This window comes from Microcoleus sp. K4-B3 (genome assembly GCF_036704615.1).
Taxonomy (GTDB): domain Bacteria; phylum Cyanobacteriota; class Cyanobacteriia; order Cyanobacteriales; family Microcoleaceae; genus Microcoleus.
In genome coordinates this window covers 113,186-127,786 of record NZ_JAUBSF010000005.1, presented here as the reverse complement: position 1 = coordinate 127,786, position 14,601 = coordinate 113,186, and the positions used below count along the sequence as shown (strand labels likewise).

Annotated in this window: 15 protein-coding genes; 5 read left to right on the top strand and 10 right to left on the bottom strand. The window is 45.6% G+C overall.

Features of this window, described 5'->3' with window-relative positions; translation table 11 throughout:
• Positions 1 to 208: 208 nt before the first annotated feature.
• From nrdR to QUA78_RS04690, 6 genes are all read right to left on the bottom strand, one after another.
• The gene (gene nrdR / locus QUA78_RS04715) at positions 209 to 766 is read right to left on the bottom strand and encodes a transcriptional regulator NrdR (protein ID WP_333299902.1); all 558 of its coding nucleotides are present in this window, start codon (positions 764 to 766) and stop codon (positions 209 to 211) included.
• Between the two features lie 194 nt (positions 767 to 960).
• Positions 961 to 1,056, bottom strand: a complete 96-nt coding sequence (locus QUA78_RS04710; protein WP_083622085.1) for a photosystem II reaction center protein T — start codon at positions 1,054 to 1,056, stop codon at positions 961 to 963.
• 143 nt (positions 1,057 to 1,199) lie between these two features.
• Entirely contained in the window at positions 1,200 to 2,729 is a 1,530-nt protein-coding gene (psbB, locus tag QUA78_RS04705) for a photosystem II chlorophyll-binding protein CP47 (RefSeq protein ID WP_333299892.1), read from the bottom strand.
• Positions 2,730 to 2,927: 198 nt separating this feature from the next.
• Positions 2,928 to 3,257, bottom strand: coding sequence for a hypothetical protein (locus tag QUA78_RS04700; protein WP_333299891.1), 330 nt, complete (start codon positions 3,255 to 3,257; stop codon positions 2,928 to 2,930).
• A 16-nt stretch (positions 3,258 to 3,273) separates the two neighbouring features.
• Entirely contained in the window at positions 3,274 to 3,396 is a 123-nt protein-coding gene (locus QUA78_RS04695) for a hypothetical protein (RefSeq protein WP_333299890.1), read from the bottom strand.
• 433 nt (positions 3,397 to 3,829) lie between these two features.
• Complete coding sequence (locus tag QUA78_RS04690) at positions 3,830 to 4,573, bottom strand: DUF3800 domain-containing protein (protein ID WP_333299889.1); 744 nt, start codon at positions 4,571 to 4,573, stop codon at positions 3,830 to 3,832.
• 204 nt (positions 4,574 to 4,777) lie between these two features.
• Here QUA78_RS04690 and mnmG point away from each other — a divergent pair, with 204 nt between their 5' ends.
• The 5 genes from mnmG to QUA78_RS04665 all read left to right on the top strand — a co-directional run bounded on the left by mnmG (position 4,778) and on the right by QUA78_RS04665 (position 10,711).
• On the top strand, positions 4,778 to 6,694 hold the full coding sequence (gene mnmG, locus QUA78_RS04685; protein WP_333299888.1) for a tRNA uridine-5-carboxymethylaminomethyl(34) synthesis enzyme MnmG: 1,917 nt from the start codon (positions 4,778 to 4,780) through the stop codon (positions 6,692 to 6,694).
• A gap of 164 nt (positions 6,695 to 6,858) precedes the next feature.
• Positions 6,859 to 7,593: a GDSL-type esterase/lipase family protein gene (locus tag QUA78_RS04680; protein WP_333299887.1), complete on the top strand. Its 735-nt coding sequence runs from the start codon at positions 6,859 to 6,861 to the stop codon at positions 7,591 to 7,593.
• A gap of 119 nt (positions 7,594 to 7,712) precedes the next feature.
• Entirely contained in the window at positions 7,713 to 7,952 is a 240-nt protein-coding gene (locus tag QUA78_RS04675; protein ID WP_333299886.1) for a type II toxin-antitoxin system RelN family antitoxin, read from the top strand.
• 539 nt (positions 7,953 to 8,491) lie between these two features.
• Positions 8,492 to 9,718, top strand: a complete 1,227-nt coding sequence (locus tag QUA78_RS04670) for a hypothetical protein (protein WP_333299885.1) — start codon at positions 8,492 to 8,494, stop codon at positions 9,716 to 9,718.
• A 48-nt stretch (positions 9,719 to 9,766) separates the two neighbouring features.
• Positions 9,767 to 10,711 (top strand): hypothetical protein, encoded by a 945-nt coding sequence (locus QUA78_RS04665; protein WP_333299884.1) that lies wholly within the window; start codon positions 9,767 to 9,769, stop codon positions 10,709 to 10,711.
• A 150-nt stretch (positions 10,712 to 10,861) separates the two neighbouring features.
• Here the strand turns inward: QUA78_RS04665 and QUA78_RS04660 are convergent, their stop codons facing one another.
• The 4 genes from QUA78_RS04660 to QUA78_RS04645 all read right to left on the bottom strand — a co-directional run bounded on the left by QUA78_RS04660 (position 10,862) and on the right by QUA78_RS04645 (position 14,540).
• A complete protein-coding gene (locus QUA78_RS04660) occupies positions 10,862 to 11,239 on the bottom strand; it encodes a hypothetical protein (RefSeq protein WP_333299883.1) in 378 nt (125 codons plus the stop codon).
• Entirely contained in the window at positions 11,211 to 11,798 is a 588-nt protein-coding gene (locus QUA78_RS04655) for a type II toxin-antitoxin system antitoxin SocA domain-containing protein (RefSeq protein WP_333299882.1), read from the bottom strand. The genes QUA78_RS04660 and QUA78_RS04655 overlap by 29 nt, the downstream gene beginning before the upstream one ends.
• 291 nt (positions 11,799 to 12,089) lie before the next feature.
• Complete coding sequence (locus QUA78_RS04650) at positions 12,090 to 14,054, bottom strand: ATP-binding protein (protein WP_333299881.1); 1,965 nt, start codon at positions 14,052 to 14,054, stop codon at positions 12,090 to 12,092.
• Positions 14,055 to 14,282: 228 nt separating this feature from the next.
• The gene (locus QUA78_RS04645; protein ID WP_333398609.1) at positions 14,283 to 14,540 is read right to left on the bottom strand and encodes a hypothetical protein; all 258 of its coding nucleotides are present in this window, start codon (positions 14,538 to 14,540) and stop codon (positions 14,283 to 14,285) included.
• Positions 14,541 to 14,601: the final 61 nt, after the last annotated feature.

Below are 14,601 nucleotides of genomic sequence, written 5' to 3'. Positions count from 1 at the left end.
TTTCAATCTCAAAAGAATATTTCTATAACTTACCCCGCCCAAAAACGGATACCGTGCCACGTACTCCTGTCGCGGACAGATCAAAATTTTCGACTCTTGTTCAAGCTCCCAGATTGCATCTGTCGAGTAAATCTAAAATCTCAAATCTCAAATCGACAATCTAAAATCGACTGACCCGCTTACTGCTTTTAAATTAATTTAAGCGATTTTAGCTGGGAGTAGCGCAGGATGCGGGGCTTTCTCGATCGACTGCATCCGGCTGTGGCGAATCTGCGTTAAAATCTGGCCCTGTTTCTGGCTCTTCAGCTTCGTTGAGCGGATTCTGAAGGTGATTTAGGGTATCTACAAAGTCTCGGATGCCTCGAAATTGGCGGTATACAGAGGCGAAACGGACGTAAGCGACTTCGCTGAGCGGCCGCAGGTGCAACAACACCAGTTCCCCAATTTCTGAGCTGGCGAGTTCTCGGAGCGATCGACCTTGGAGTTGCGCCTCGATTTCTTCTGCCAGGGTTTCGAGATGCCCGGAAGACAAACCGGTTTTTTCGCAGGCCCGAATCAGTCCCCTGACTAATTTTGACCTGTCAAAAGATTCGCGCTTGCCGTCCCGCTTGATCACCGTAATCGGCACAAATTCTATGCGTTCGTAAGTTGTGAAGCGGTGCTGGCAGCTCAAACACTCGCGCCGCCGACGGATGCTTTGACCGGATTCGGCTGAACGCGATTCTAGAACGCGGCTATTTGTGTGTTGGCAGGAGGAACAGCGCATGATTGCTGATTTTAACAGGCATTGCCAGCAAATTGCCATTCATCTAACCGCCTGGGGTCTGATGAATGGCTGGACTAGAAAAATTACTTAGCACACAGCGGTGAAATAGTCCCGCACCAAATTAGATCACTATGATGCGGGCTAACCGCAGTCCGGTTCAAGATATTTTGGACTTGCTGGAGGCGTATAGCTAATTATTTGCCAATCCGGGGAGGTTCCCGAAAGGCGATCGCAAAAAATAGTACACCTAAGGCTAAAGCCAGAATCAAAATGTAAGCAACGCTTTCCATGTTAAATTTTCCCTATCTTCCCTTGCCGTATTATTTTATCTTAATTGTTGGTTTTATTATTAACTAAAAAAACCCGGTTTCTTGAAGAAACCGGGTTTTTGTGTAGCGGGGAAGTTTCCCCCCTAGCCAGAGGCTGGCGAAATCTAGAGAGATTCTTCTCTTCTTGTGGTCACGTCGCCCACCTTTTGGAACAGGCCCCACTCGACTTGTTCTTCCAGGTCAGCCTCAACTCCAGCAAACACGTCGCGGAAAATAGTCCGAGAACCGTGCCAGATATGGCCGAAGAAGAATAGCAAAGCAAAGCAAACGTGTCCGAAAGTGAACCAACCGCGAGTCGAAGTGCGGAACACCCCGTCAGAATTCAAGGTTTCACGATCGAATTCAAATACTTCACCCTTTTGAGCAGCGCGAGCAAACTTCTTAACATCTAGAGGATTATTAAAGGTTTGACCGTTAAGTTCGCCGCCGTAGAAGCTGACGGTAACTCCGCTTTGTTCAAAGCTGTATTTTGATTCAGCGCGGCGGAAGGGGATGTCAGCGCGAACAACCCCATCTTTGTCAGTCAAAATTACTGGGAAAGTTTCAAAGAAGTTGGGGAGACGGCGCACCGACAAAACCCGGCCTTCGCTGTCAGTAAATACTGGATGGCCTAGCCAGCTTTTAGCAATGCCGTCGCCGTTGACCATTGCGCCGGCGCGGAACAAACCGCCTTTAGCAGGAGAGTTGCCCACGTAGTCGTAGAAAGCCAATTTTTCGGGAATTTGTTCGTAAGCTTCTTGGAAGCTTTGGCCCGCGGCCAAGCTAGCTTGAGCTCTGCGATCGATTTCTTGTTGGAAGTAGTTTCCGTCCCACTGATAGCGAGTCGGGCCAAAAAGTTCGATCGGAGTAGCAGCAGAACCGTACCACATCGTACCCGCAACCACAAAGGCTGCGAAGAACACGGCAGCGATACTGCTAGAAAGTACAGTTTCGATATTCCCCATCCGCAGGGCTTTGTAAAGCCGTTCCGGCGGCCGCACTGTCAAGTGGAACAAACCGGCAATTACGCCGACTACGCCCGCTGCAATGTGGTGAGCGACGATGCCGCCCGGATTGAATGGATCGAAGCCTTCAGGGCCCCAAGCAGGCGCCACTGGCTGGACGTGACCGGTCAGGCCGTAGGGGTCGGACACCCACATTCCCGGGCCGAAAAGTCCAGAAAGGTGAAATGCGCCGAAGCCGAAGCAAAGCAAGCCGGAGAGGAACAGGTGAATGCCAAACATTTTTGGCAAGTCGAGGGCTGGTTCGCCGGTGCGAGAGTCTCTGAAAAGTTCTAAGTCCCAAAATACCCAGTGCCAGACTGCTGCTAAGAACAGCAGACCCGAGAGGATGATGTGAGCGACAGCGACGCCTTCAAAAGACCAGAAGCCCGGATCGACGTTACCTTCGCCGGTGATGCTCCAACCGCCCCAAGAACCCGTTACTCCCAAGCGGGTCATGAAGGGGAGCACGAACATCCCTTGACGCCACATCGGGTTCAGAACTGGGTCTGTGGGGTCAAAAACTGCTAGTTCATAAAGGGCCATTGAGCCGGCCCAACCTGCCACGAGGGCAGTGTGCATTAAGTGTACAGAAATCAATCGGCCTGGGTCATTTAAGACGACTGTGTGTACGCGATACCAGGGTAGTCCCATTGACTGCGGTTCTCCAAGGTGTAAGTGATGATGTCTATTTTGACGGAAAAATCAGATTCTGAATCCCGAGCAGTTACCTGCGGGCTTTAAACTCTGCCTTTTGCCGAATGCCATCTACCTTCAAAGGTGGAAGCATAAAAATGAAAGTTATTTAAAGAAGTGTATCGAGTGTTAGAACCGATTGCAATATGTTGGGCATTATATTAGTTGCGGGTTGCCCATTTCGCAGCGGGCGGCGATCGTCCCGAGGCGTTCGAGGACTTGCTCGGCATCGATGAGTCTGGTCAGCACGACGTTGCCGATGTTTTTGGCAGGATCGTTCGGGTCTACGAGGTCTGTGGGTTTGACTTCTACCATGAGTACGGCGTCTTCTACGCGGTAGAGCCACATTTTTTCTTTTTGATCCCAGAGGCAGAGGTTGAGCTGTTGGATGTCCGGCTGACGCCTCCAGGCGGCGTGAGTCCACTCGCCGCCGACGCCCCAGACGCGCCCGACTTTCCAGCCGTCGGATAAGAAGAAGTATTTCATTTGTTGTGTACGCTTGTTAATTATTTGCTGTTATAGCGCAGATGGTTGTGTTGAGGGCGATCGATAGGTGAAGAATAACGCCCCTCAACCCGGTTGTGATAATTCTGCCCATTTGGTCGCTGACAGTCGATCGCATCATCTTAATCTCAATTAATATGCCCCAATTATGAGCGTTCGATATTTGAGCAAACCTTTTACTATACTATATAATGGTATTAAATGACAGGTGCCCTGAACTGCACGGGGAGGTATGGTACGGTTGAGATACCGTGCGCCTGTCAGAGACAAGGTGCCCCGAACTGCACGGGGAGTTATGGTGCGGTTGAGATACCGTGCGCCTGTCAGAGACAAGGTGCCCCGAACTGCACGGGGAGGTATGGTACGGTTGAGATACCGTGCGCCTGTCAACCTGAAAGATACATTCATGAAAGAAACCATCCCTACCAAAATAACGCCCCGCCAAGGCGTAGAGAGTTATTTTAAGCCCCTTTTAAAAGAGGGTTAAGCTCTCAATAAGGGCGAAATCCACGACTATTATAGTCGTGGATTCGCATTTAAACTTACCCTTCATTTTAGCGGTCTTCAAAGTGGATTTTATGCTGGAGAATAGGAATTTTCAACAACTGCATTTTCGGCTCAAGTAGATTGAATGCTTCCTCCAATTCTGTATGACCACTGGCTGTCCCTGCTTCCTTTGAATTACGATCGATCAAGTACACCACATAATCTGCTAGCTGCAAACCAGTGTAAAATTCTGAGAAGCCAAACAAAGGTAGTTCCACAAAGTTAGAAGATTTTTTTTGTGACTTCCAATCTCGATACACTCTGAGCAATCTCCCATCCTGAATACTGGTATGCTGAGTTGAGCGCGAATCCATAAGTAATATTCCAGTTTCGTTATCTTCCTTTAGATAAGCATCTAGCTGCTCTAATAATTGATTGAAAGCTAAGCGATACAAACCAGTTTCATCTTTAACATCTTCGCTGGTTTCGCGCAATCTTTTTTTTTTGACTTGAACAGCGAATATATGGCAAGGTAACTGACTCATAGTTTCTGAAACTTTCTTGAACGCTCGAAGACGGAATTCCCTTGGAAAATTCTTAAATGAACCCACACCTTGCCAAACATCGCGCCCCTTAAGTTCCCAGTCTTCAGGTTCCCTTCCACTCAAAAGCTCCTTTTTAAGTGCTGAAAATTCTCTATCCATTTGTGACCAGTGCTGGACATGGATAGCAAAGCTAGCTAAAAAAAATAAATTTGTCTCCATATCTTTCCAGCCAGTGCCACCCTCATCAACGTAAAATAAAATCGTCATCTCGCCTTATGGTAACTTTTTGACATAAACGCTACATTATAAGTGTTTTTTAGCTTTTAACTTATACTAGAATAAAGACAAGACTAAAACCCCATCTCTCACCTGCGCTTATATTGATTGCCAACATCCAGGATACAAGCCCCCAAATTAATCCGTAGAGTCACCTCTTCAATTTAAAATCTAAAATCTAAAATCTAAAATCGAATGACCGCACAAACACCAGTACAATTCCAAGACAGTTTCGACATCATCGTAGTTGGTGGCGGACACTCCGGCTGCGAAGCCGCCCTCGCCACTTCTCGCCTCGGCTGTCGCACCCTTTTACTCACCCTCAACCTCGACAAAATTGCGTGGCAACCTTGCAATCCGGCTGTCGGCGGCCCAGCTAAAACCCAACTCACTAACGAAGTTGATGCGTTAGGCGGGGAAATTGGCAAAATGGCCGATCGTACTTATTTGCAAAAACGCATCCTCAACTCTTCACGAGGCCCCGCAGTTTGGGCGCTGCGAGCACAAACCGACAAGCGGGAATACGCCGCTGTGATGAATAATATTGTTGAAAACCAAGAGAATTTGACCATCCGCGAAGCGATGGTTACAGACTTAGTTTTGGGCAAAAACGAAGAAGTTATCGGAGTCGAAACATACTTCGGCGTCGCCTTTGAATGCAAAGCAGTAATTCTGACGACAGGTACTTTTTTAGGTGGCACGATTTGGGTGGGCAATAAGTCGATGCCCGCCGGACGTGCGGGAGAATTTGCAGCCGTTGGTTTGACGGAAACTCTCAATCGTTTGGGCTTTGAAACTGGCAGGTTGAAGACTGGAACTCCGGCAAGAGTAGACAAACGTACTCTCGATTATACCAACCTGGAACCGCAGCCGGGAGATGCAGAGGTTCGCTGGTTTAGTTTCGATCCAGAAGTTTGGGTAGAACGCGAACAAATGCCTTGTTATTTGACTCGAACTACGCCAGCCACTCATCAGTTAATTAGAGACAATTTGCACCTTTCTCCAGTCTACGGCGGCTGGGTTGATGCGAAAGGGCCGCGCTATTGTCCGAGTATTGAAGATAAGATTGTGCGGTTTGCGGATAAGGAAAGTCACCAAATTTTTATTGAACCGGAAGGTAGAGATATTCCTGAACTTTATATCCAAGGATTTTCTACTGGTTTACCGGAAAGTTTGCAGTTGCAAATGCTGCGGACTCTTCCTGGTTTGGAAAAGTGCGAGATGATGCGCCCTGCTTATGCTGTGGAGTACGATTATTTGCCGGCAACTCAGTGCTTTCCAACGCTGATGACTAAGAAGATTGAAGGGCTATTTTGCGCGGGTCAGGTGAACGGTACGACGGGATATGAGGAGGCGGCTGCACAGGGGATTGTGGCAGGGATTAATGCGGCTCGGTTTGCGAAAAATCAGGAGATGATTGTGTTTCCTCGCGAGCAAAGTTATATCGGGACTTTGATTGATGATTTGTGTACGAAGGATTTGCGGGAACCTTACCGGATGTTGACTTCGCGATCGGAATACCGGCTATTGTTGCGATCGGACAATGCGGATCAACGCTTGACGACCCTGGGACGGGAAATTGGTTTAATAGACGATCGCCGCTGGGAGTTATTTGAGCGGAAAAAAGCTAATATTGTGGCGGAAAAAGCCCGTTTGTACTCGATTCGTGTGAAAGAACACGAGGAGATTGGCAAGGCAATTTTGGCTGACACTCAACAAGCGATTAGAGGTTCGATTACTCTGGCTGATTTGCTGCGCCGTCCTGGTTTTCATTACGTCGATTTGGAACGGTACAATTTAGGCAATTCGAGTCTGAAGTTGGCTGAGAAAGATGGTGCAGAAATTGACATCAAATATTCCGGTTATTTGCAAAGACAGCAAAATCAAATTGATGACATTGCCAAACACGAACGCCGACAATTGCCTGCGGATTTGGATTACATGGCAATTACCACTCTCTCGAAAGAGTCGCGGGAAAAGTTGAGTAAAGTGCAGCCGCTGACTATTGGCCAAGCGGCGAGAATTGGCGGGGTGAATCCGGCTGATGTTAATGCTTTGTTGATTTTTCTGGAAGTGCGAAACCGTCAGCAGCCGGCTGGTGTGGGAAAATAATCCGATTTGATACTCGATCGCATCCGGTGATATAACGATCGTAAAGAAGGAATGGTTTTGCTGCTAACTTTTAATCAGTTGCGTATAGAGATATATATGATGCAAAGTGCCACGCCGTCTGCTGAAGTCTGTATTATTGGGCAGCGTAAATACAATTTCGGCTCATGAACAGACCCACAAAAATAGCAATAGTAGGGCTTTCTTTAGCTTTGTTAGGGTCAGCAGGATTGAATGTCTTTCTCTACCAGCAATGGCAAAAGTATTACCTCCTATTAAATGCTACGGGACTTGACCCACTTGGCCAAGGCTCCTATCCCAGCTCAGCAGAACAGACACAACAGCCTGTCATTGTTTTTTATGGCGATTCACGGGCTGAGACTTGGCCGGCACCTGACCAAATCAAAAACGCAACTATCATCAATCGCGGCATAGGCGGTCAGACTACGGCGCAGGTACTTGGACGCTTCCAGCAGCACGTAGCCTCGCTGAAGCCTAAGATGATTGTGATTCAAGTTGGTGTCAACGACCTCAAGGCAATTCCTCTGTTTCCAGAACAAAAAGAGGCGATTATCCGAAATTGCCAGACAAATATTGGGCAAATCGTGAAAAATTCTCTTGACACTGGAGCCAAGGTTGTGGTGACGACTATCTTTCCGTTAGGAAAGTTGCCCATACAGCGAATGCCGTTTTGGTCGGATGATGTGGCGATCGCCATTAATGACGTAAACGATTATATCAAAACGCTGGCGGCCGATCGAGTAACTGTGTTTGATAGCAGCCAGGTATTGGCCAATTCCCAGGGGATTGTTGAGCCCAAATACAGTCGAGATTTTCTGCATATTAATTCAGAAGGCTATGTGGCACTCAACAAGGCAATTGCTGGTATTTTGGTGCCGTAGGATAATGCTAGATGTCTAACGATCGAAACCAATGAAGTTGCAACCGATTGGACAAACCACCAACTTGAAACCCTGGAAATAAATCTAACCATTACCAACTAAAGGATCGGCGAGTAGCAATGAAAGCACTGAAAGTCATGGCAACAATCGATGAGCAGGGACAACTAACCTTAGATCTGCCTCTAATAACTGATAAAAATAGCCCTGTAGAAGTCATTGTTCTAATTCCAGAAGAGACCGACCTAGACGCTCAATCTCAAGCAGAAGTGTTAGCAGGTTTTCGGCAAGCTTGGCACGAAGCCATGACTGGACAAACTATCTCAGTTGCTCAACTTTGGGAAGGGCTTGAAGATGTCTGAGCAGCCTTAAATTCAAGTTGAAATTTCGCCCACGTTCAACCGAAATCTACGCGCTCTTGCCAAGAAATATCGCAGTATTCGGAATGATATACAACCCGTCATCGAACAACTTGAGCAGGGGGAGCTGCCCGGCGATCAAATACCGGATATTGGTTATGTAGTCTTCAAGCTGAGAGTCCGAAATAGCGATACTCAGAAAGGTAAAAGCGGTGGCTACCGTCTGAATTTACTATGTCAAAAAAGCAGTGGCAATCATTTTGCTGACGATTTACACAAAATCTGAACAAGTGGATATTGCAGCAGATGACCTTCGGAGCATCATTGCAGAATATGACCAACGGGCGACGGAAGGTAAAGAGGAGGTATAGATAACTACTGGAAATTGCTAAAATAGGAATATAACGCAGGTAAAATTATGTGATTATGTATATATAACAGTGGCGCTGGTTGCGCTCGCGACATGAGAAATCGAGAAGGGCGATCGGATCGAGGTTATCTGCGATCGGAAATAGCCAATTTAAACAAGATTAGAGGACACTATGATATTCCCTGGTTGGACTGTTGCTAGAGCTATCCCAGATGAGACTCTAATAGGCTTGGCGGCTGGAAAATACCAGCTTTATGGTGGTGTGGTTCGTTGGGCGGCAGGAACTCCCAATGCAGGGCAAATTATTCGGCATTTGATTCCAGTTGGGTTAAATCCACTCAGTGCCATTCCAGGACTCGATTTTATTCCGGGAATTGTTGCCAATTTTCAACTGCATGAACTGAAGGATATTACAAAGTCCAACACCTATCAGTTAATGCAACTCTCAGGTCAAATTAACACACTTTCAGAATCAACTCAACAGATTCTTCAAATTGCCACAGGCACGGCAGTTTTATCTGGTTTAGGGCTAGTCGTCAGTGCTATCGGTTTTGTGGCAATCAATAATAAATTAAATACCATTGATGGCAGGTTAAAGGAGATTCAGAAAGATGTACAGGCGATTAAATATTTTCTTGAAAGTAGTGAGCGAGCCAAACTTTTTGCTGCACTGAACGCACTACTGAAAATTGATGCAAGAACAGCTTCTGAGCACCGCCATACTATTATGCATAATTCGCGGAATACACTTGCTGAAATTAATATGCGCTATAGAGAACTTTTCTCCGAAGCAAGTACGATTGAAACTGCGATGGCGAACGAGGAGTATTTCTCACTAACTGCTCTTGCTCAAGCGCGATGCACGGCTGAACTGGGAATGCTGGACATTGCACACAAAGAAATAGAGGAAATGAATACATTCTGGCAAACTCAAGCGCACCGTATTTCAAAAGAAATTTTGGTAGGGAAGTATCCTGAGCGCTTTTTGGCAACAGATTTTGTGGATGATGTATCAGTGGCAGAATTAACTCAGTGGTTGGATTTTGTTTACGAGGAAAAGAAAGGTTTAGGCTGGATTGATGAGTTGAGACGCAAAATCAATGAGACATGGTACTCAAAAGGTTGGTTCTCAGGAGGTGGGTCAGGTCTTAATCAAAACGTAGGGATTGGTTTAGAGAAAGAACAGAAAATGCTTATTCCTTCTCTGAGAAAGCTGATTGCCAGAGGCGCTGTCTTTGAGGGTTATGTTGCACAGTACGAGCTTTTGGAAGAACAGCAAATGAAGCCGTCCGAGTTTGAACAGAAGTTGGGGATCTTATCACAATCCTCATCAGTTGATGGATATCTGATTCTAGAGCCAACAAACACAGTTCAATTAAAGGAATCAGTTTCTATCTAGTTTAAGATGTAAGTTGCTCAGTAAAAGTAATTAACAGGGGGGTACATTTTGACTGATCGGTGGGACGAGACATGGCATAGACTGCGAGAGTGGACAAACGGTCAAGCTCGTTCAGAGCGACTAGCAGCACAGATTCTCCTTCATGAAGGCTATAACAGCTTAGACCCCAGCCATCCATTGGGTGGTCAAGATGGGGGAAAGGATGCTGTTTGTCAAAAGGGAGGGCAGAAATGGTTGATGGCTGTCTACTTTCCAAGAGGACAGAAGGACTTTAAGGAAATTGAGAACAAATTGCTTGATGACCTCAAAGGTGTAAATTCTAATCAGGCAGATGCGTTAGCCTTTGTCACAAATCAGGAACTCCGTCTTGCAGAGCGTCAATCTCTTCAGAAAGCTGCTGGAATAATTCCTATTGAACTATTTCATTTAGAGAGGATCACCACGATCCTTGATAAGCCTGAAATGATTAGTGTGCGGAAGCAGTTTCTAGGAATAGATTTTACAGAGGAGATTTTGCGTCAGGAGGTCGAAGCTTTTAAGAATGAGGTTCTCTTGGCACAGAAACATCTTGAGGCTGTTCAGACAGGTGGTGATACTTTCTGTTACTGGATGCTGTATAACTTTGACCTTGTACAAAGCATTGCCCGTGATTTTGCCATTATTCGATGTGGACATCATCCTCTGTACGATGTGCGTTTACGAATTCGAGACATGAATGCTAATCGAGATATAATGAGCAGGTCATGGGGTGAAATCAATGCCCCTGCGGATTTCTTGAATGTCAAGTGGACACTGCCTGAATCTGCTTATTACCGTGTCTTTTTTCATGCTCGTAATGGAAGTTGGAATCAGGATATTATATTGAAACGATCAACCTCAGCAGGATGCTGGCTTGCAGCAACCTGTGTACGCGGTAAGGTTGGTGAAATACGATTTGAACATATCGACAATTGCTTCGTTAGTGAATTTGGCGCACCCACTTGGCGTGAATGAAGCACTTGGTTGTATTGGCATAGTTGTAGGCAGATGAGGAGAGATTAATTGAATGATGAAGCCCTTGTGATGGCATAAGTTCTCATTAAAAGATAGTAGCCAAACAAAACGATGCTTAAATAACTGAAAATTTTCGTTTAGCACATACATTTAAAAATCTAAAATTTCTCTGATAACACTCTTTAGATCGTCATTAGCAGGGCGTTTGGCAAACTGCTCGTGACTGTAAATCCAAACCAGTCTAATTGTGCAAGTAGTAGCGTTAACCAAGTACATCATTCTAATTTGCCCCGAAGCCCCTTTTGAAAACCTGATTTCCAGCTTATGAAATGTCCAGTCTTCCGGTAACTGAGTTTTTCCGGGTAGAGGTTCATTGTGAGAGTTTTTGGGATATTGATCGTCTATCAAATCTTCCAAAGTTTTTCCAATCAGCGCAACAAAGCTATCTCTGTGAACTTTTGCAAGTTTTTTGAAAGAACGCTTGAAATTATCGGATTCTTCAATCGAGAAGGGAGTTGAGCCAGTCATGCACTTCTCCTTTGCCAATACGATTTAAGGATTCCGAAGCAAACGCATTGTTCACAGTTTCAGACATTGCTAGTTCGTATGCAGGGCGATCGCGTTCTATGCGATCGAGCTTTTGATAACCTAATTCCTTCATATCATTAAGCAGAATTGGCTCCGTTGAACTTGCTTGAGGTGGTAAACCTTTACGAGCTTTCTTCCAAGGAAATTCTCCGTGAGTCATATCACTCAGTCGATAAGCATGGTAGCCACCGAAGTAATCCCAAATTTCTTCTAAAAGTTCTTTTTTCTCAGACGGAAAATCCGACAAGGATTCTTTGGGAGGAATTGGTAATTGTTTAGCCTCAAAATCACTGTAGAATCTATAAGCAGGAGGACAAACAGGCCCATAGCGCCACGCTTGGATTTCTTCTGCAAACAATGGCTCATTGTATAGCGCCAAATGTAAGCTCTGAGCATAATATAAAAGCTTCTGAACCTTCATATTGGTCATTTCAGCTTCTATACCATCCTCATAAGCTCTGATAATGAAGTAGCGAGCAGCATTGAGACAGTCAATCATGGCTCAATCCACATCCTTAAATAAACGTTTTTTCTTTTAACAAATTTGCAAAATGTCAATATATAATTATTATATACGAACCCTGTAAATAGTGCAATGATATCTTAAAAATGTGTAACAAAACGCAAAAAAAAAATTTAAATAGACTTTACAAAAAAATAAAATATTGCGCCCGGAACGATCGCCGCCACTGACAAGAGTAAAACATTTCGACATAAAGCCAGAGGTTTGAAACATAAATTTTCGCCCCTCTCTCCGCCTACCCCCTAAATCTCTCGCCCAAACATCACATCACCCATTTCCCGCCGGTATGCGTACAGTGAAAATAGACCCTTTTCCCTCCTCGCTTTCTACCAAAATCTCGCCACCCATCATATGACAGTAGTAGCGGCTGAGTGTCAGCCCCAATCCCGCGCCGTCGTAAGGTCGCGTTGATGAACAATCAGCTTGCACAAAAGCTTCAAACAATTTGTGCTGTTGTTCTTCCGACATTCCAATTCCGGTATCCTTAACAGATAAACAAATCCAATCCGACTCTTGAACATTCAGCAGGGGACAAGCGATCGCCGCAGAAGGAGTTTCATCGGCAGCCATTGAATTGTCAATCGCCGATCGCCCTGCTGCATTCAATTTGCCGCTTCCTTCAATGCGCCTGACAGTCAGTTTCACCCTGCCGTTTTTGGTGAACTTAGCAGCATTACTCAGCAGGTGCATCAAAACCTGCCGCACTTTTTTGAAATCTGCGTGCATGATACCCGCAGTTCGATCGCACTCTATGTCTAAAACATTGCCATTTTTCTCTACCAACGGTTTCGCGGCACCCGTAACATTGTCAACCAGGGATTCGATGTCAAATTCATCGATTTCGAGTTTCATCCCCCCGGCTTCAATTTTTGACAAATCGAGGATATCGTTAATCAAAGATAGCAGGTGCGTACCCGCCTTCTGAATCTTGTTCAAGTCGGGTACAAACTCATCAAATCCCGCATCCTGAGCATCTTCTGAAAGTAGTTGACTGTAGCCGATAATCGCATTTAAAGGCGTCCGCAATTCGTGGCTCATATTTGCTAAAAACTGGCTTTTAGCAGTGTTAGCGGTGACGGCTGCTTCCTTAGCTTGTTTCAATTCTTTTGTATGTTCCGAAACTCGCTCAATTAAGTGATTGAGAGAGACAGCCAGACAGCCTATTTCGCCTTGTGCCGTGACGGGGGCTCGCAAGTCAAAATTAGACTCGGCGGCTACTTGTTGGGCCACCTGAGTGACGCTGATAACAGGTTGGGCGATCGCCCGACTGGTGCGACAAGCCACAATTCCCGCCACCACTACCGACAGCAGCATACTAATAATAATTATGGCTTTTTCCATTCCTTGGGCGTCTTCCATCACTTCACCCCCTTGCCCCTCTTGCTGCTGGGCAATTTCGAGGATTTTGCTCAATTCCTCAAGGCTTTTGTTGAGCTGTTTGACACCTTCTCCGCTTTCTGTTGCCAACAATTTTCGGGCCGACTCTATCTCCAGAGGCGACAGTTGCGATTGCTGGATTTGCTGCAAAGTTGACTTGAGAGTATCGGCGTAGGATTCTAAATCTTCCGTGCACTCTTGCAGTACAGTTTTAAGAACTTCCGGCTTTGCTGCCAGCCAAGCGGGTTGGCTGTAGGCAAACTTTTCTATGCGCAAGCGCAGGTTTTTTGCCTTAGTAACACTCGCGACCAACTGCTCTTTTTGCAGTTCTAGTTGGGCTGAATTGTCTACAAAAGAATCTAGCTGTGCTCCCTGCAATTGCGCTGCCAGCGCTGCATCTTTAAAATTGCCCAGCAATTGGGCTTGCAGGTGAGCATCATTGAGTTGGTTTACTCCTTGTCCTTGGTAGTAGTCGGCGATTACCAGTCCACTCAGGGAGCCAATAAAGCCGATTCCTATTGCCAGCAAATACCCGCCACCAATTTTTTTATGGATAGGCAAACTGCCAATTTTAGATGGCCAACTTTTGCTGATTTTTAAATATGATTTTTGTACAAAATCCTGGCTGGATGTTTTTGGGATTGCGGTTTCTACAGAAGCCCGTTGTCCGGAAATAAAGAGCGGCATCAGTTTACCTACATTGCTATTTTTTGGGTTAACTTTTGGCGTTCCTACAGGTTTGTCCTGCTGATTAAATGGTTCTAAGTCGGAATTTATTTCGCCTTTGCCTTCGCAAACGGCTACCGATAGACTTGCTTCGTTCCCTGTTTTTTTGAGCAAGTTAATTTTTGACATATGCAACCGCTGTATTTTGTTAAAATTTACCACGCTCTTAAATTCTCCAAACGGAAAAGCTTGTCTATTTTCTAGTAGACATCGGCGAAAAAGTATCTAAAACTCTTGTCGAGTCCGAGGAGAAACTTAAATTCGGTTGATGTCTAATAGATAATTAGGCTGTTGATGGCTGTTGCCAAATTACTTTTTCGACTCGTAAAAGTCTGCAGCAGGCAAAATAGATAAAAATTAATCCCGGCAGTGAATTATCCCCGCGTGGAACGTTACAGCCAGAAAATTCTGTCTGATGCGTTTTGCCTGTGAGCTCCCCCAAGCTGATATTGTCTGTTGACAATGCACCCGATTCCTCAGCTTTGGAGTTTTGCTGCCAGCAATGCGACGATTGCTTGACGGTTTTTGTTGAGCATCCGACGACTTTGTAGCACAGAATGTCACAAATGCAGCAGCCGATCGAACTTTTGCACCCTGGCGATCGACTTTTGGCATCGTTGCCCCGCAAAGAGAAGTCTGAGGTCAAGTGTCGTTTATTGAGTATAACTGTAGGGTT